This window comes from Hydrogenophaga pseudoflava (assembly GCF_004353865.1).
In the GTDB taxonomy this organism is placed as follows: domain Bacteria; phylum Pseudomonadota; class Gammaproteobacteria; order Burkholderiales; family Burkholderiaceae_C; genus Hydrogenophaga; species Hydrogenophaga pseudoflava.
Genome location: NZ_CP037867.1, coordinates 1,326,850 through 1,343,759 on the forward strand (window position 1 = coordinate 1,326,850; position 16,910 = coordinate 1,343,759).

Annotated in this window: 14 protein-coding genes and 3 tRNA genes; 7 read left to right on the forward strand and 10 right to left on the reverse strand. The window is 65.8% G+C overall.

Annotated elements, in window-relative coordinates; translation table 11 throughout:
- From HPF_RS06540 to HPF_RS06565, 6 genes are all read right to left on the reverse strand, one after another.
- Complete coding sequence (locus HPF_RS06540) at positions 1–627, reverse strand: 50S ribosomal protein L25/general stress protein Ctc (RefSeq protein ID WP_066149549.1); 627 nt, start codon at positions 625–627, stop codon at positions 1–3.
- 87 nt (positions 628–714) lie between these two features.
- Entirely contained in the window at positions 715–1,689 is a 975-nt protein-coding gene (locus HPF_RS06545) for a ribose-phosphate pyrophosphokinase (protein WP_066149552.1), read from the reverse strand.
- A gap of 80 nt (positions 1,690–1,769) precedes the next feature.
- Positions 1,770–1,846: transfer RNA gene (locus HPF_RS06550), tRNA-Gln, on the reverse strand.
- 89 nt (positions 1,847–1,935) lie between these two features.
- On the reverse strand, positions 1,936–2,850 hold the full coding sequence (gene ispE, locus HPF_RS06555) for a 4-(cytidine 5'-diphospho)-2-C-methyl-D-erythritol kinase (RefSeq protein WP_133156112.1): 915 nt from the start codon (positions 2,848–2,850) through the stop codon (positions 1,936–1,938).
- Positions 2,847–3,338, reverse strand: a complete 492-nt coding sequence (locus HPF_RS06560) for a lipoprotein insertase outer membrane protein LolB (RefSeq protein ID WP_079367053.1) — start codon at positions 3,336–3,338, stop codon at positions 2,847–2,849. Before HPF_RS06560 ends, ispE begins: the two co-directional genes overlap by 4 nt.
- Positions 3,335–4,924, reverse strand: a complete 1,590-nt coding sequence (locus HPF_RS06565; RefSeq protein WP_243721692.1) for a tetratricopeptide repeat protein — start codon at positions 4,922–4,924, stop codon at positions 3,335–3,337. The genes HPF_RS06560 and HPF_RS06565 overlap by 4 nt, the downstream gene beginning before the upstream one ends.
- A 296-nt stretch (positions 4,925–5,220) precedes the next feature.
- On the opposite strand from HPF_RS06565, the gene mutM reads away from it, so the two are divergent.
- The 3 genes from mutM to mutY are packed head-to-tail and all read left to right on the forward strand — an operon-like array spanning position 5,221 to position 9,097.
- Positions 5,221–6,036 carry a bifunctional DNA-formamidopyrimidine glycosylase/DNA-(apurinic or apyrimidinic site) lyase gene (gene mutM, locus HPF_RS06570; protein ID WP_079367051.1) on the forward strand — a complete coding sequence of 272 codons (816 nt, stop codon included), beginning with the start codon at positions 5,221–5,223 and terminating at the stop codon, positions 6,034–6,036.
- A gap of 50 nt (positions 6,037–6,086) precedes the next feature.
- A complete protein-coding gene (locus tag HPF_RS06575) occupies positions 6,087–8,030 on the forward strand; it encodes a dynamin family protein (RefSeq protein ID WP_079367050.1) in 1,944 nt (647 codons plus the stop codon).
- Positions 8,027–9,097: an A/G-specific adenine glycosylase gene (gene mutY / locus HPF_RS06580; RefSeq protein ID WP_133156114.1), complete on the forward strand. Its 1,071-nt coding sequence runs from the start codon at positions 8,027–8,029 to the stop codon at positions 9,095–9,097. Before HPF_RS06575 ends, mutY begins: the two co-directional genes overlap by 4 nt.
- A gap of 7 nt (positions 9,098–9,104) precedes the next feature.
- Here mutY and rapZ read toward each other — a convergent pair whose 3' ends face one another.
- The 3 genes from rapZ to HPF_RS06595 are packed head-to-tail and all read right to left on the reverse strand — an operon-like array spanning position 9,105 to position 12,647.
- On the reverse strand, positions 9,105–10,043 hold the full coding sequence (gene rapZ, locus HPF_RS06585) for an RNase adapter RapZ (RefSeq protein ID WP_133156115.1): 939 nt from the start codon (positions 10,041–10,043) through the stop codon (positions 9,105–9,107).
- The gene (gene recN, locus HPF_RS06590) at positions 10,040–11,686 is read right to left on the reverse strand and encodes a DNA repair protein RecN (protein ID WP_133156116.1); all 1,647 of its coding nucleotides are present in this window, start codon (positions 11,684–11,686) and stop codon (positions 10,040–10,042) included. The genes rapZ and recN overlap by 4 nt, the downstream gene beginning before the upstream one ends.
- A gap of 43 nt (positions 11,687–11,729) precedes the next feature.
- Positions 11,730–12,647 (reverse strand): NAD kinase, encoded by a 918-nt coding sequence (locus tag HPF_RS06595; protein ID WP_066149577.1) that lies wholly within the window; start codon positions 12,645–12,647, stop codon positions 11,730–11,732.
- Positions 12,648–12,744: 97 nt separating this feature from the next.
- Between HPF_RS06595 and hrcA the strand changes: the two genes are divergently transcribed.
- The 4 genes from hrcA (at position 12,745) to greB (ending at position 14,616) form a co-directional block, all read left to right on the forward strand.
- Positions 12,745–13,764: a heat-inducible transcriptional repressor HrcA gene (gene hrcA, locus HPF_RS06600; protein ID WP_066149581.1), complete on the forward strand. Its 1,020-nt coding sequence runs from the start codon at positions 12,745–12,747 to the stop codon at positions 13,762–13,764.
- A gap of 37 nt (positions 13,765–13,801) precedes the next feature.
- Positions 13,802–13,878 (forward strand) — tRNA-Ile (locus tag HPF_RS06605).
- A 27-nt stretch (positions 13,879–13,905) separates the two neighbouring features.
- Positions 13,906–13,982, forward strand: a tRNA-Arg gene (locus HPF_RS06610).
- A gap of 1 nt (position 13,983) precedes the next feature.
- Positions 13,984–14,616, forward strand: coding sequence for a transcription elongation factor GreB (gene greB / locus HPF_RS06615; protein ID WP_133156117.1), 633 nt, complete (start codon positions 13,984–13,986; stop codon positions 14,614–14,616).
- 9 nt (positions 14,617–14,625) lie between these two features.
- Here greB and HPF_RS06620 read toward each other — a convergent pair whose 3' ends face one another.
- Complete coding sequence (locus HPF_RS06620) at positions 14,626–16,872, reverse strand: RelA/SpoT family protein (RefSeq protein WP_127802958.1); 2,247 nt, start codon at positions 16,870–16,872, stop codon at positions 14,626–14,628.
- Positions 16,873–16,910 lie beyond the last annotated feature (38 nt).

Consider the following 16,910-nt stretch of genomic DNA (forward strand, 5'->3'; position numbering starts at 1 on the left):
TTACTTCTTGCCCTTGCCCTTCTTCTTGTCGTCGGCGGCAGCGACCACGGGAGCGGCCACCACTTCTTCCACCGGCTCAACGACTGTGGCGATGGTGATGTCCTTGCGGCCGTGGGTCACGATCTTCACGCCAGCGGGCAACTTCAGGTCGCCAGTGTGGATGGTGGCACCCTTTTCGGCGGAGCTGAGGTCGACCTCGATGAATTCCGGCAGTTGCATGGCCAGGCATTCGATCTCGATCTCGGTCACGATGTGGTTGACCAGGCACTTGTCGGTCTTGACAGCCGGCGAGTTCTCTTCGCCCACGAAGTGGATCGGCACCTTCTTGTGCAGGCGGGTCTTTTCGTCCACGCGCTGGAAGTCCACGTGCAGGACTTGCGGCTTGTAGGGGTGGTACTGCACATCGCGCAGCAGAACCTTCTGGACCTTGCCGGCCAGCTCCATGTCCAGGATGGAGGCGTGGAAGGCTTCCTTCTTCAGGGCGTGCCACAGCGCGTTGTGATCGACTTCGATCGTCACGGGCGCGGTGTCACCACCGAAAACGATACCGGGCGCGCGACCGGTGATGCGCAGACGGCGGCTCGCACCCGTACCCTGCTTGGCGCGCTCAAAAGCGACGAATTGCATGACTGACTCCAGTGGAGGGGTTCCGCGACCAGAACGCCTCAGGTTGAAAAAGGCCGCACCACATGGCACGACCTGGCTTTTGTTGCCTCAGAACAGGTTGTCCTGATCGGCGAACAAACTCATGACCGACTCGCCCGAGGCAATGCGCGCGATGGTCTCGGCCATCAGAGGCGCCACGGAGAGCTGGCGGATCTTGGCGCAGGCCTGGGCGGCCTGCGACAGGGGGATGGTGTTGGTCACGACGACCTCGTCCAGGGCCGAGCCCTTGGCGATGCGGTCGATGGCCGGTCCCGAGAAGATGGCGTGCGTGCAGTAGGCGTAGACGTGCTTGGCGCCCCGCTCCTTGAGCACTTCGGCGGCTTTGACCAGCGTGCCGGCGGTGTCGATCATGTCGTCCATGATCACGCAGTTGCGGCCTTCGATGTCGCCGATCACATGCATCACTTCCGACACATTGGCCTTGGGGCGGCGCTTGTCGATGATGGCCATGTCGCAGCCCAGCTGCTTGGCCAGCGCACGGGCACGCACCACGCCACCGACGTCGGGCGAAACCACCAGCAGGTCTTCGTAGTTCTTCTGGCGCAGGTCGCCCAGCAGAACCGGGGAGGCATAGATGTTGTCGACCGGAATGTCGAAGAAGCCCTGGATCTGGTCGGCGTGCAGGTCCATGGTCAGAACCCGGTTCACACCGACGGTCTGCAGCATATTGGCCACGACCTTGGCCGAGATCGGCACACGGCTGGAGCGCGGGCGGCGGTCCTGGCGGGCATACCCGAAGTAGGGGATCACGGCCGAGATGCGTGCGGCGGAGGCTCGTTTGAGCGCGTCGACCATGATGATGAGTTCCATCAGGTTCTCATTCGTCGGCGCGCAGGTCGACTGGATCACGAACACGTCGCGAGCCCGCACGTTCTGGGTGATCTCGACCGTGACCTCTCCGTCCGAGAAGCGACCTACATTGGCCGCACCCAGTTGGGTGTTGAGGTGCTGGGCAATCTCGGCCGCGAGGACCGGGTTGGCATTGCCGGTGAAGATCATGAAATCAGGGGGCTGAACTTGCATGGTGTTCCCGGCTGTTTCAACGACCAGTGCGCTGGCCGACAGCGGCGCAGCCGCTGGGTGTGTGGTTCAAAAAAAATGGGTGGCAGGGGAGGAAGGACTCGAACCCTCGCATGCCGGAATCAAAATCCGGTGCCTTTACCAACTTGGCGACTCCCCTACTCAGGACATTCATGAGGCTTGCGCTTCACGAACACCCGAAAAATGTCGCTGGTCACACATCCGTTGACCGGGCTGACCGACCCGATTTTACTCGGGACACCAGTCCAGCAATGGATGTGCATCCATGTTGCTGCATTCACGGACCGTCCAGTCGGCTGGAGCGCCAGAAAGGTCCGTTGCCTGCGGCAGTTGCGCAAACACCGCGGTACCAGAACCGGTCATCCGTCCGTGGAGACCACGGGCCGACAGCCATTCCAGGCATCGCACCACGTCGGGACACAGTGTCTGTGCCACCGGCTGCAGGTCGTTGTGTCCGAAATCCAGAATTTTCTGAAGATCGCAGGCGATGCGGGCATCGCTATTCAACCGTTCTGCATTGGTGTTTGCAGCAAAGCCTTGGAGTATAGCAGTTTTTGTGTCGCGTTGAAGTTCTGGCGAACTGAAAATTGCGGGCGTCGACGCGCCGGTGGGTGGCTTGACCACCACGAAGCGGGCGGACGGCAGCGACACCGGGGTGAGTTGTTCACCCACGCCCTCGACCCAGGCGTTGTGGCCGCCGAGGAAGAACGGAACGTCGGCGCCCAGCTTCAGGCCGATTCTGGAGAGTTCCCTCCGTGTCAGTCCGAGCCCCCAGAGCCTGTTGAGCGCGAGCAGGCAGGTCGCTGCATCCGAGGAGCCGCCTCCCATACCCGCTTCGGCAGGAATGCGCTTGTCCAGACGGATGTGGACGCCCAAAGTACACCCCGTCGCTTCTTGGAGCGCCCGGGCAGCACGGACGCACAGGTCCTCAGGCGGCAGGCCGGGGAGGGTGTCTTCCCTGCTGATCCGGCCGTCCGGGCGCAGCTCAAAGTCCAGAAGGTCCACCCAGTCGATCAGCATGAACACCGACTGAAGGAGGTGATAACCATCGGTGCGGCGGCCCGTGACGTGCAGGAACAGGTTCAGCTTGGCCGGGGCGGGCACACCCTCCAGGCGTTGAAGCGGTTCGGTTTTTGGGGTCATGGCTGGAAAACCAGGCGCAGTTCGGCCGTGGGCAGCGGCTGAAGACGGCGCGCAACCACACGTCCCTCGCTGTGGCGGCTGAGGTCGGCATTCCAGCCACTGGCATCGGCGGTCTGACCTTGCAGCCAGCCGAAGAGCGCGGCCACGGGCAAGGGGGTGCCTCCGAGGTCCGCCGTAAGTTCGTCCAGAGAGGGGCGGCGGGTGAGTTGTACGCCCTGTCGCAGCTCGGCGCCCTGCGGCGACCAGTGCACCGATGCCAGCACCGTTCCCAGCGGAGAGGTCAGCTGCAGTTCGCCCGCAGCAGGGGCTCCACGAAGTTCGAATCCGGCGGAATACGACTGCGGCGGCTCGCTGTGAACAGTCAACGCCAGGCGACCGCTCCAGAACGAGGTGTCCTTCGACGCTTTCGGTCGGGAGGTTGCACAACCCGCAAGCGTCATCGCCACCACACCCAGAAGGGCGAGGCGTCCACGATCCGCCCTGGTCATGGCTTGACGCGCAGACGCTGAAGGGTGTTTTGCAGCGTCTCGTTGTCGCTGGCCAGTAGCAGCCCCTCGCGCCAGATCTTCATGGCCTTGTCCCTATCGCCGCTGACCCACAGCACCTCGCCCAGGTGGGCAGCGATTTCCGCATCGGGGCGTTTGTCAAAGGCGGCCTGCAGGATCTGCAGGGCTCGGGCAATGTTGCCGTCGCGGAACTCCACCCAGCCCAGGCTGTCCTGGATGTAGGCGTCGTCGGGCGCCATGGACACGGCTTTTTCGATCAGCTGCCTTGCTTCGGTCAGGCGAAGGCCACGATCGGCCAAAGAGTAGCCCAGTGCGTTGTAGGCATGGTGGTGGTCAGGCTTGAGTTCGATCACCTGGCGGAACAGGCGCTCCATGTCGTCGATGCGGTTGAGCTTCTCCGCCATCATGGCCTGGTCGTAGATCAGGTCGCTGTCCTTCGGAAACCGGATGACCGCCTCGCCGTAGAGCTCGTAGGCCTGCTCCCATTGCTTGAAATCCCGCAACAGCTGCGCCTCGGCCACGAATTTCAGACGCGCATCCTCGGGGCGCCGCTCGGGGTGGTTGCGCAACAGTGTCCGGGCACGGTCCATCTGCCCCTGGTGGGCCAGCAGCGAGGCGCGGCGCATCTGTGCCGCCATGATGTCGTCGGCGTTCTCGATCCGGTCCAGCCAGGCGTTTGCCGCCTGAAAGTCTTTCTGCTGTTCGGCGATCTGGGCCATCAGCAGATAGGCCTGCGTCAGGCCGCGCGCGGCCCGCTCGTCACCAGACTGGCGTGCCAGGCCCATGTAGGTCTGCAGGGACTGCGTGGCGGCGGGCAGGCGTTTGTCTTGCACCTGCAGCGCAGCCAGCAGCAGCCAGGGTTCCATGGTCTCAGGCTGGATGCGGGTCAGGTTTTCCAGCAGGTTGCGCGCTTCTGCGTGGCGCTGAAGATCGAACAGGATTCGGGCATAGCCAAGTGCCACGGGGGCTGGACTGCCCGCCACCGGTGGGCTGGCTTTCAGCTGGCCACGAACCACGGCTTCCGCTGCGGTCTGCCCGCGTTCCATGAGGTCCAGGGCGAGCAGGGCGGGAAATGGCGAGGACTGGTCGGCGGCGTGCCCGTTCCGGGCGGATGTAAGCGCCTGGGTGGGCTGGTTGTTGCCCAGCTCCATGGCGCCGATCGTGGTCCATGCCGCTGCGGCATGCGGTCCCTGTTTGATCACTGGAGCGAGGGCTTCGCGCACCACCTGAAGGGCGGCAGCCTTGTCCGCCACCCGTCCGTAGATGCGGGGGATTCCGTTGATGGCGTCGTTGCGGGATGCGGCAGGGGCCTGGTCGAGCAGGCGGCGCAGAACCGGACCGGTTTCGCCCACGCGGTTGAGCGCCAGCAGAATCTCGAGTTCGAAGCGGTCGGCCTCGGGTGAAACCGGGATGGCCTGCGACCATGCGCGCGCTGCTGCCAGCGCCGCGTCGCCCGAACGGGCCTGCAGGGCAATTTCCACGGCTCGGCGGAACAGGTCGGGGTCGTTCTGCTTGCGGGCAGCGTCCAGGATCAGCGAGTAACCGGTGCCGGGCTCACCGGAGGACACATTGAGCTCTCCGAGCAGCAGCTGATAGAACAAAGGAGCAGAAAGCGCGGAGTTGGCCGCCGGAGGCTCTGCAGGTGGACTGTCCTGGGCCAGCGCCAAGGTCGGCAGACCCGCCAGGAGGCCGAGACACAGCACTGCTTGTTGTACTGTCCGGATGCTCCGACGTTGCGGGCTGTGGTGGCTGCGGTCGGGCGGAGTATTCATCAAGCTCATGATAATGGAAGGGTCCAGGTCGGCAGGTCTGGGATTCCGGTGCCCGGTCGGGCGTTCCCTTCACCGTCAGAAATCACCAAGCCATGCCTGAACTGCCCGAAGTCGAGGTCACCCGCCGCAGCTTTGCTGACCGCATCGCTGGCGCGGAGATCCGGGCTGCGCTGATGGGCAAACCCCTGCGTTGGCCTTTGGGGGTCGATCCCACGATGCTGACCGGCCGCCATGTCCTGGCGGTCGGGCGTCGCGGGAAGTACCTGCTGATTCACCTGGATCAGGGGGTGCTGCTCGTTCATCTGGGCATGTCCGGTAGCCTTCAGTTCGCCAGCGAGCTGCCCGAGCGGGGTGTTCACGATCATTTCGAGCTTCACACCTCCCGGGGCGTGCTGCGTCTGCACGATCCCCGGCGGTTTGGTGCCGTGGTGCTGGTCGACTCGATGGAGGATCCGCGGGCCCGCAAGCTGCTGGACGGGCTGGGGGTCGAGCCTCTGGAGCCCGGGTTCGAGCCGGTCGGGTTTCACATGGCCTTGCAACAGCGGCGTGCCAGTATCAAGCAGGTGCTGCTGGCCGGTGATGTGGTGGTCGGCGTGGGCAACATCTACGCTTCCGAGGCCTTGTTCATGGCCGGCATTCGTCCGACGGTCCGCGCCGACCGCCTGAGCCGCCCGCGCGCGACCCGCCTGCATGGGGCGATCGTCCATGTGCTCCAGCGCGCGCTGGCGCTGGGGGGCAGCACGCTGCGCGATTTTTCCAGCGCAGATGGCCAGAGCGGCTACTTTCAGATGGACGCCATGGTCTACGGTCGGGAGGGGCAGCCCTGCAGGGCGTGTGGCACCCCGATACGGCAGCTGCGCCAGGGACAACGCTCGACCTATTTCTGTCCCCGTTGCCAGAAGCCGTGAGCGAGACGGGCGCGATGCTATATTGAATGGATTCACTCCCCCACCGGCCCATGAGCTTCAACCAGGAATTCGACGACCACGGCGTCTGGCGCAGGCAGTTTGCGTTGCGCCTCAAGCTCATGTCCGAATGGCTGCAGGACCACGAGTTGCTGGAGGCAGGGGTTCGCGAGCGGTTGGACCAGCTGCACGCGCAGGTCCGCAACGACAAGATCATGGTTGCGTTCGTGGCCGAGTTCTCGCGGGGCAAGTCCGAACTGATCAACGCGGTGTTTTTCGCGGGCTACGGACGCCGGATCATGCCGGCCAGTGCGGGCCGCACCACCATGTGCCCCACCGAGCTGGGCTACGACTCGGAAGTCCCGCCCTGCCTGCGCCTGTTGCCCATCGAGACCCGTTTGCAGTCCAAATCACTGCTGGAATGGCGCAACGCGCCGGACAAGTGGGAGCGGGTTGATCTGGACGTCAACGATCCCCAGCAGCTGGCCCGCGCCATCCAGAAGGTGGCCGAGGTGCGCCGGGTGACCCGTTCGGAAGCGACCGCGCTGGGTTTCTGGAACGATGAGTTGCCGGACGATAACCCTGTGATGGGCTCCGACGGGATGATCGAGGTGCCCAAGTGGCGGCATGCGCTGATCAACATGGCCCACCCGCTGCTCAAGCAGGGGCTGGTGATTCTGGACACACCGGGGCTGAACGCGATCGGAGCCGAGCCGGAGTTGACGGTGAGCCTGCTGCCCCAGGCGCACGCCGTGGTGTTCATCCTAGGGGCGGACACTGGCGTGACCAAATCGGACCTCGCCATCTGGCGCCAGCACATCGCCGGGCTCCCCGAAGGCCAGGCCAGCCGGCTGGTGGTGCTCAACAAGATCGACACGATGTGGGACGCGCTGAGCACCCCCGAGCAGGTGCAGCTGCAGATCGCCGCACAGCGCACCGAATCGGCCGATGTGCTGGGTCTGTCGCCGCTGCAGGTGATCGCGGTGTCCGCACAGAAGGGGTTGCTGGCCAAGGTCAGCCGGGACGAACGCCTTCTGCAGGCGAGCAACCTGATGGAACTGGAAACCGCGCTGGGCGTCGACCTGCTGGGCCAGCGCCGCCGGATTCTGGGCGCGGCGGTGGCCAGCGCGATGCAGGCTCTGCGCCAGGAGACCGGGCGTCTGGTGCACACCCGTGCCCGTGACCTGGTCGAGCAGGTACAGGAGCTCGAAGGCTTGCGTGGCAAGAACGCCGGGGTGATCAAGCAGATGCGGCTGCGCATCGAACAGGAGCAGGCCGAGTTCGATGCCAGTGGGGCCAAGATCCAGGCCGTGCGCTCGGTGCATCTGCGGCTGCTCAAGCACCTGTTCTCGCTGCTCGGGCACTCCCATCTCAAGTCGCGGGTGACGGAACTGGCGCGGGCGCTGAAGCAGCCCGGCATCAAGCTGGGCGTGCGCCGCGCCTACGGGCACACCTTCGAACTCCTGAGGGCCGACCTTCTGAAGGCAGATCAGCTTGCGTCTGAAATCCAGTCGATGCTCGAAGGCAGTTTCAAGGGGCTCAACGCCGAGTACGGCTTCTCCCTGCAGCCGCCCACGCCGCCGCAGCTTCAGCAGTACCTGAAAGACCTGGAGCTCATTGAAAAGAGCCACCTGCAGTACCTCAGTCTGGGCAACGCCCTGCGGCTCGCCCAGCCCGAGTTCGGCGAGCGCCTGGCGCGGGCGCTGATGAGCCGGTTGCGGGTGGTCTACGACACGGCTGTCAACGCCGTGGAACTGTGGAACAAGTCGGCCGCGGCCCAGCTGGATGCCCAACTGCGCGAGCGCCGCCGCAACTTCAGTCGACGCATTGAGGCGGTGTCGCGCATCCAGCAGGCCGCCAGCGGGCTGGACGAGCGGATTCGCGAGTTGCAGTCCCAGCAGGCCGATCTCAACCTGGTCGACGCCAAGCTGGTGGAGCTGACAGGCCAGTTGCTGGAATCTCCCGAGGCAGCCCAGGCCGAAGTCGTCGAGGCATGAAGGTTTCAGGCCCGGTGAGCGCCGGTTTTGCACCGGCCCTGGTGCAATGGCAGCGACGCGACGGGCGGCATGGCCTGCCCTGGCAGGGCACCCGTGATCCCTACCGCGTGTGGTTGTCCGAAATCATGCTGCAGCAGACCCAGGTGAGCACCGTCCTGGGCTACTACCCGCGCTTCCTCGACCGGTTTCCCGATGTGCATGCCCTTGCCGCGGCATCCGAGGACGAGGTGATGTCCATGTGGAGCGGGCTGGGGTACTACAGTCGCGCCCGCAACCTGCACCGCTGCGCCCGCACCGTGGTGTCCGAGCACGGAGGGAGCTTCCCTGCCACGTCGTCGGTGCTGGCCACCCTGCCTGGCATCGGGGATTCCACCGCCGCGGCGATTGCGGCTTTCTGTCACGGTGAACGGGTGTCCATCGCCGATGGCAACGTGCGTCGGGTGCTCAGCCGTCTGTTGGCCTTCGAGGGGGATCTCTCCCAGGCCCGTGCTCAGCGGGAACTGTGGCAACTGGCCCAGTCGCTGCTGCCCGAGCATCCTTCGGCGGACGACATGGTGGCCTATACCCAAGGCCTCATGGACCTGGGGGCGGGTGTGTGCACGCTCCGGCAGCCCGCCTGCGAAAGGTGTCCTGTGGCCGGGCTCTGCGAGGCGCGCCGATCCAATACCACCGACCGGTTCCCGGTGAAGACGAAGCGGGTCGCACGTCGACACGAGAGCTGGTGGCTGCTGGTATTGCGCAAGACCGAGGCGGGGCAGTTGTCCATCTGGCTGGAGCGGCGGCCGCCGCGCGGCATCTGGGCAGGCCTGCACTGTGTGCCGGTGGCTGGAGACGACGCCCAGGCGCTGGTGGTGGCGGGTGACCACGCGGGAGCGGCCCGGCACCTGCCTGCGCTGGCCCATGCGCTCACCCACCGCGAGCTGCGGCTGCATCCGGTGCTGGTCGATCTTGTGCCGGGCGCGGCGGAGCCGGCGACAACGAATGGTCGCTGGGTGCCGATGGAGCAACTGAGCGACGTCGGCCTGCCCGCGCCCGTGCGAAGCCTGCTGCAGCAGCTGCCCGGCTGACGCTCGGTCAGGGCCCGGCGGAGGCCGACCGGGCCGGAGGCGTTGGCCAGCCATCGATCTCGCGGTGGCGCAACCGCGTGGACCAGGCGCTGGAAAACGCCTTGGCCAGGCGTTCCACGAGGTAGACCGACCGGTGCTGTCCACCCGTGCACCCGATGGCCACGGTGACGTAGCTGCGGTGGTCGTCGAGCATGTGCGGCAGCCAGTGGCGCAGGAAGGTGTCGATCTGCTCCTGCATCACCGCGACCTCGGCATGACGTGCCAGGAATGTGGCCACCGGCCCGTCCCGCCCGGTGAGCGGGCGCAGGTCCGGTTCGTAGTGCGGGTTGGGCAGCATGCGGACGTCGAACACGAAGTCGGCGTCCATCGGAATGCCGCGCTTGAAGGCAAACGACTCGAACACCAGGGTGAGCGGGGCCTGCTGGGCGCCGATCAGCTCCTTGATGTGGCTGCGCAGTTGTGCCGGCCGGATCAGGCTGGTGTCGAGCACCTGGGCACGGTCGCGCAGCTCCGACAGCAGCTCGCGCTCGTATTCGATGGCGTCCGTGAGTGCCCGGTGCTCGTCGTTCGACGGTTTGAGCGACAGCGGGTGGCGGCGGCGCGTTTCGGAGAAGCGCCGCACCAGCGTGTCGGTGGTCGCGTCCAGGAAGACCGTGGTGAGGTGAACGTCCTGCCCGGGCTGGTGCCGGATCTCGGCTAGGCGCGCGGGCAGCCCGGGCAGCGAGGCCGCGCTGCGCACGTCCATCGCAATGGCCACCTTGCTGGCACGGTGGCTCTGCTCCAGTGCGATGAACGATGCCAGCAGCTCGGGCGGCAGGTTGTCGACGCAGTAGTAGCCGAGGTCTTCCAGCGCGGTCAGGGCGATCGATTTGCCAGAGCCGGACATGCCGGTGATCAGCACCAGCTCAATCGGCTTGAGGGGTTGGGCGGGGTCCGGCGTGTTCATGCGGTCAGCAGTTCTCGGGCGTGTGCCAGCGACACTTCCGAGCGGTCGTTGCCTCCGAGCATGCGCGCCAGTTCGCTCACACGTTGTTCGTGCGTGATCGGGGTGACGGTGCTGTGCGTGACCGAACCGCTCTGGCGCTTGCTCACCAGCAGGTGGTGGTCCCCGCAGGCAGCGACCTGGGGCAGGTGGGTGACGGCCAGCACCTGGCGGTCGCGGCCCAGCTGGCGCAGCAGTTGCCCCACGGTGTGCGCCACGGCACCACCGATGCCCGAGTCGACCTCGTCGAAGATCAGGGTCGGTGCCTGCCCCAGCCGGCTGGTGACCACCGAAATCGCCAGGGCAATGCGCGAGAGCTCACCGCCCGAGGCCACCTTGCCGACCGGGCGCGGGCTCACGCCGGCATGACCCGCCACCTGGAATTCGACCTGTTCCCAGCCGTGCGCCTGCGGTTCGTCGAGCTTCTGCAGGCCCACCTCGAACCGGCCTCCCTGCATGCCCAGGGTCTGCATGGCCTCGGTGACCGCCCGGGACAGCTTGGGCGCCGCCTGCTGGCGCAGCTTGCCCAGACGCTTGATTTCAACCTCGAAAGTGCCCCAGGCCTTGCGCTCCGCCGCGCGCAGGGCGTCCAGGTCCATGGCCTGGTCGACGCTTGCGAGCTCCTTTTTCCAGCCCGCGAGCAGATCGGCGAGTTCTTCGGGTGGTCTGCGGTAGCGGCGGGCCAGCGACATCCATTGCGACAGGCGCTGGTCCAGCGCCTCCAGCCCGGAGGGGTCCAACTCGGTGTGACGCGTGTAGTGGTGCAGGCTGTGCACCGTGTCCTGCACCTGGGCCAGGGCCGCCTGCAGCGCCTCGATGGCGTCGTTGAAGGCCGGTTCCAGGTGGGCCTGCGCCTGCAGCGCGGACAGCGCCCGGTGGATCAGCGACGCTGCGCTGCTGTCCTCATCGTCCAGCACCGCAGCGGCCTCGCGTGCAGCGTCCATCAGACCCTGTGCATTCGCCAGGCGGCCGTGTTGCGCGTTGATGTCTTCCCACTCGCCAGGTTGTGGCTGCAGCTTGTCGAGCTCACCGATCTGCCAGGCGAGGCGCTCGCTTTCCTGCTGCAGTGTGTTCTGGCGCTCGGCTGCACTCTCCAGCGCCTTGCGGGCTTGGCGCCAGTCGGACCATAGCGACGCCGCCGCCGTAGCGTCGACGCCGGCGTAAGCGTCCAGCAGGCCGCGCACGGCTTCTGCGCGCGTCAGGCTCTGCCAGGCGTGCTGACCGTGGATGTCGACCAGATGATCGGCCAGGGCCTTGAGCTGGGCCATCGTGGCCGCGCTGCCGTTGATCCAGCCGCGGCTGCGCCCTTCGGTGTCGACGGTGCGGCGCAGCAGCAGGCTGTCGTCGGCAGCGGCAAAGCCCTGCTCATCCAGCCAGGGCCGCAGAGAAGCAGGCAGGTCGAATTCGGCGGCGATCTCGCAGCGCGTGGCGCCTTCGCGCACCACGCCGCTGTCGGCGCGCGCACCGAGTGCCAGCTGCAAAGCGTCGATGAGGATCGACTTGCCGGCACCGGTTTCGCCGGTGAGCACGTTGAAGCCCTGGTCCAGATCGAGGTCCAGCGAGGGCACGATGACGAAGTCACGCAAGACGATGCGTCGGAGGCTCATGGCTTCGGAACAAACGAAAGGAAGGCGGCTATTTTGACCGCTCTCAGGCGCCCTCGTTCCAGTGCAGCTTCTTGCGCAGGGTGTCGAAGTAGCTCCAGCCCAACGGATGCAGCAGCCGCAGCGTGTGTTCCGAGCGGCGCACGACGATGCGGTCACCGTGGAGCAGGCTGGTGAGTGACTGCATGTCGAAGTTGGCGCTGGCGTCCTTGCCCGAGACGATCTCGACCGCCACTTCGCAGTGCGAGGGCAGCACGATGGGCCGGTTGGACAGCGTGTGCGGTGCAATCGGCACCATGATCCAGCCGCCCACAGACGGGTGCAGCAGCGGGCCACCGGCCGACAGCGCGTAAGCGGTGGATCCGGTGGAGGTGGCGATGATCAGACCGTCGGCGCGCTGGTTGGCCACGAAATGACCGTCCACCTCCACCCGCAGTTCGATCATGCTGGCCACGCCGGCCCGGTTGACGACCACATCGTTCAGTGCCGTCGCCTCGAACACGCAGCGGCCGTCGCGCCAGACGCTGGCCGCCAGCAGCGACCTGGGGTCTTCCTCGAACTCGCCGCGCAGGATGGCCCGCAGGTTGTCCTGGTAGGCGCCCAGTGGAATGTCTGTGATGAAACCCAGGCGCCCCTGGTTGATGCCCACCAGGGGCACGCCATAGCGGGCCAGTTGCCGACCAATGCCCAGCATGGTGCCGTCGCCGCCGAGCACCAGCGCCAGGTCGATGGACCGGCCCATGGCAGGGACGTCCAGCGCCGGGTATTGCAGCAGGCCGGTGTTGAGCGCGGTGTCCCGCTCCAGCGAGACGTCGCATCCTTCGTCATGCAGGAACTCGGCCAGTGTCTCGACCACCTTGCCAGAGCCGGGTGCCTGGTACTTGCCGACGATGGCCACATGGGCGAATCGCAGGTGGCGCTTCGGCGCAGAGGCCTCGTGGCGGCGGGTGTCTGGCTGGGTCATGTGCAAATTACAACATAGGGGGAAAGGGCAGTCGGCCCCCCGGAAACCCTTGTCCTCATTCCCTGTTTTCGGGTGGCACCGTCCGTAAAATGGGGCCATGCTGGACGACCGATCCAAACTTCTGCTCAAGACCTTGGTCGAGCGCTACATCGCCGACGGCCAACCCGTCGGTTCCCGCACGCTGGCCAAGGCGGCCGGCATGGAGCTCTCACCGGCGACCATCCGCAACGTGATGAGCGACCTGGAGGAACTGGGGCTCATCGCCAGCCCCCACACCTCGGCCGGGCGCATCCCCACCGCCAGAGGCTACCGGCTGTTCGTGGACACCATGCTCACCGTGCGGCGCGAGGACATTTCGGGTGCAGAGAACATCGGCGCCACCGGCATCGAGGCGGGCGCTCAGCCGCAGCGCGTCATCAGCCACGCCGCCCAGATGCTTTCCAGCCTGTCGCAGTACGTGGGTGTGGTGATGGCGCCGCGGCGCGCCTCGGTGTTCCGGCACATCGAATTCCTGAGCCTGTCGGAGCGCCGCGTGCTGGTGATCCTTGTGTCGCCAGACGGGGATGTGCAGAACCGCATCATCCACACACAGGCGAACTTCACCCAGTCGCAGTTGCTGGAGGCGGCCAACTTCCTCAATGCCCACTACGCCGGCCTGACGATGGAAGAAGTGCGGGCGCGGCTGCGCAACGAGGTCGAGGCCTTGCGGGGGGAGATCGCGGCGCTGATGCAGGCCGCTGTGGACATCGGGGCCGACGCAAGCGCCGAGCGTGAGGAGGTGGTGGTCTCGGGCGAGCGCAACCTGCTGTCGGTGAGCGAGTTTTCCAGCGATATGGGGCATCTTCGCCAGCTGTTCGATCTGTTCGAACAGAAGACCCAGCTGATCCGCCTGCTCGACGTGTCTTCACAGGCCGATGGTGTGCGCATCTACATCGGTGGCGAAAGCCATGTCGTGCCCTTTGAGGACCTGTCGGTGGTCACGGCACCCTACGAGGTGGACGGTCAGGTGGTGGGCACGCTGGGTGTTATCGGTCCGCAGCGCATGCCGTACGACCGCATGATCCAGATCGTCGACGTGACCGCCAAGCTGGTGAGCAACGCCCTGAGCCACAAATGAGCAGGGCGTTACTGCGCCCTACAATGCGGGCCTCGTCGGGCCGTTAGCTCAGTTGGTCAGAGCAGAGGACTCATAATCCTTTGGTCGTTGGTTCAAGCCCAACACGGCCTACCAAAAAACCGTGCTACAATGCATGTCTTCGCGGCTGTAGCTCAGCTGGATAGAGTACTTGGCTACGAACCAAGGGGTCGTGGGTTCGATTCCTGCCAGCCGCACCAAATGAAAAGCCCGCAGCCACAAGCTGCGGGCTTTTTTCTTTTTCGCTCCGAAGCGTTCTCCCCGGGCCGTTTCTTCATGAGCAAAGCATTCACCCGCGAAACCGACTCCGACGCAGACGACGACCTGCCCGAACCGGCGGTGCTGCCGACCGGGGTGAACTACATCACCCGAGCGGGTTACGACCGGCTGCGGACCGAGTTGATGGCGCTGATCGACGACGAGCGGCCCCGCATCGTCGAGATCGTTCACTGGGCCGCCAGCAACGGAGACCGGTCCGAGAACGGCGACTATCTGTATGGCAAGAAGCGCCTGCGCGAAATCGACCGGCGCATCCGCTTTCTCACGCGCCGGCTTGAAGTCGCCGAGGTGGTGGACTGCTCGCAGCACCATGGCGGCGACCAGGTGTTTTTCGGTGCCACCGTGACCTATGCGGACGATGAGGGCAGGGAGACCACGGTGACCATTCTCGGCGTGGACGAGGCAGACAGCTCCCGCGGCGAGATCAGCTGGGTGTCTCCCGTGGCCCGCGCTCTGCTGAAGGCGCGAGTGGGTGATCTGGTTCGGCTGGTGGTGCCCGGAGGAAGCCAGGAGCTGGAAATCCTTTCGGTCAGCTATCCCGCGCCCGGGGGCTGATGCGGCCGTTCAATTGGCGCGGAGTCGCTGCGCCTTGATCACCGAGGTGGTCCGCTTGAGGCTGCGCAGCACTTCGGCAAGGTGCACCCGGTCGCGCACGGCCACGGAGAAGCGGATGTCGGTGGCCGTCTGTGCGGGCTCGTCGCCCATGTCCACGTGGGTGATGTCCGCCTCGGCCGAGGCGATGGCGGAGGCCACGCGAGCCAGAACCCCCTTGCCGTTGGTCACGGTGACCACCACGGTGGTATCGAACGGGCGCGTGGGCTCATCGGCCCATTCGACCTGGAGGAACCGCTCACCGTCTCGCGCCAGCAGGCGCTTGCCGGTGGGACAGTCTTCGGTGTGCACCGTCAGTCCCTCGCCGCGGCCAAGATAGCCCACGATGCGGTCGCCCGGGATCGGCTGGCAGCAGCGCGCGAACTGGACCGACAGGCCTTCGCTGCCATCCAGACTGACGACCCCCTGGGAAACCGAGCCGTCCTCACCGGCGGCGTAGCGCTCGGTGCTGATGAGCACCGCGTCGGGTTTGAGCCCGGTTTCGGCCAGCAGCACGGCGAGCTTCTTGCCCACCATGCTGGCGATGCGCTTGCCCATGCCGATGTCCGACAGCAGTTCCTCGCGCGACTTGGTGCCGGTGAAACGCAGCAGCTTGTCCCAGGTGGCCTTGTGCTCGCCACTGGCATCGGGGAGTTGGGCGATGCCTTCGGAGCGCAGTGCCTGCGCCAGCATGCGCTCACCAAGCAGATGTGTCTTTTCCTGTGCGAGCGTCTTGAGGTGGTGCCGGATCTTGGAGCGCGCGCGACCGGTCTTGACGAAGGACAGCCAGGCCGGGTTGGGTTCGGCGGACTCGCTGGTGAGAATCTCCACCACATCGCCGTTGGCGAGTTCTGTGCGCAGAGGTCGCTGTTCGCCGTTGATGCGGGCACCCACTGCGCGGTTGCCCACGCCGCTGTGGATGGCGTAGGCGAAGTCCATCACCGTGGCACCCCGCGGCAGCGCGAGGATCTTGCTCTGGGGCGTGAACACATAGACCGCGTCGGGGAACAGGTCGATCTTGATGTGGTCCCAGAACTCGCTGGCATCGTGCGTTTCCTGCTGGATGTCCAGCAGGGACTGCAGCCACTGTGTGCCCAGGCGCTGGGTGGTGTCGCTGTTGGGCTCGTTGGCCTTGTAGAGCCAGTGGGCTGCGACGCCGGACTCGGCCACCACGTCCATCGCGTGGGTGCGCAGCTGGAACTCGATGTTGGTGCCGAAGGGGCCGATCAGGGTGGTGTGCAGCGACTGGTAGCCGTTGACCTTGGGAATGGCCACGTAGTCGCGGAACTTGCCGGGCACCGGTTTGTAGAGCTGGTGCAGCAGACCCATGCCGGTGTAGCAGTCGGTCAGCTCGGGCACCACGATGCGAAAGCCGTAGATGTCGGTCACCTGCGAGAACGACAGGTGCTTGCTGTCCATCTTGCGGTAGACGGAATAAAGCGTCTTTTCCCGACCGACGATGCGCACCTGCATGCCGTGGCGGGCAAACGCGCCCTCCACCTCTTTCTGCACGCGGGCGATGAGGTCCTTGCGGCGGGTGCGGGATTTGTTCAGCGCTTTGGACAGCACCTCGTAGCGCCAGGGGTGCAGGAAGCGGAACGAGAGGTCCTGCAGCTCGCGGTAGGTGAAATTCAGACCGAGGCGGTGCGCGATCGGGGCGTAGATCTCCAGTGTCTCGCTGCTGATGCGCTGCCACTTGTTGCGCGGCATGTCGCCCATGGTGCGCATGTTGTGGGTGCGGTCGGCCAGCTTGATCAGGATGACCCGAACGTCCTTGGCCATCGCCAGCAGCATCTTGCGGAAGGACTCTGCCTGGTTCTGTTCGCGGGTGTCGAAGGCCAGCTTCTCCAGCTTGGTCAGGCCATCGACCAGGTCCGCGACCGGCGCGCCGAAGCGCTCAACGAGTTCGACCTTGCTCACACCGCAGTCTTCCATCGCGTCGTGCATCAGGGCCGCCATCAGCGCCTGGGCGTCCAGTTTCCATTCGGCGCACTGGGCCGCCACCGCAATCGGGTGGGTGATGTAGGGATCGCCGTTCTTGCGCAGCTGACCCAGGTGGGCCTCGTCGGCGAATCGGTAGGCGCGCCGGATCGCTTCGATGTCGGCCGCACCCAGGTAGTCCAGCCGACCCAGCAGCGCGGCAAAGCTCGCCGCCGCCGCGCTGGCGGCGGGATGGGCCTGTGGTGCAGGCGGGGCGAGGCTGCCGGGGTCGGTGATCATCCCCTTACTGTAGCGCGAGACGTTCACCACCACTGCTG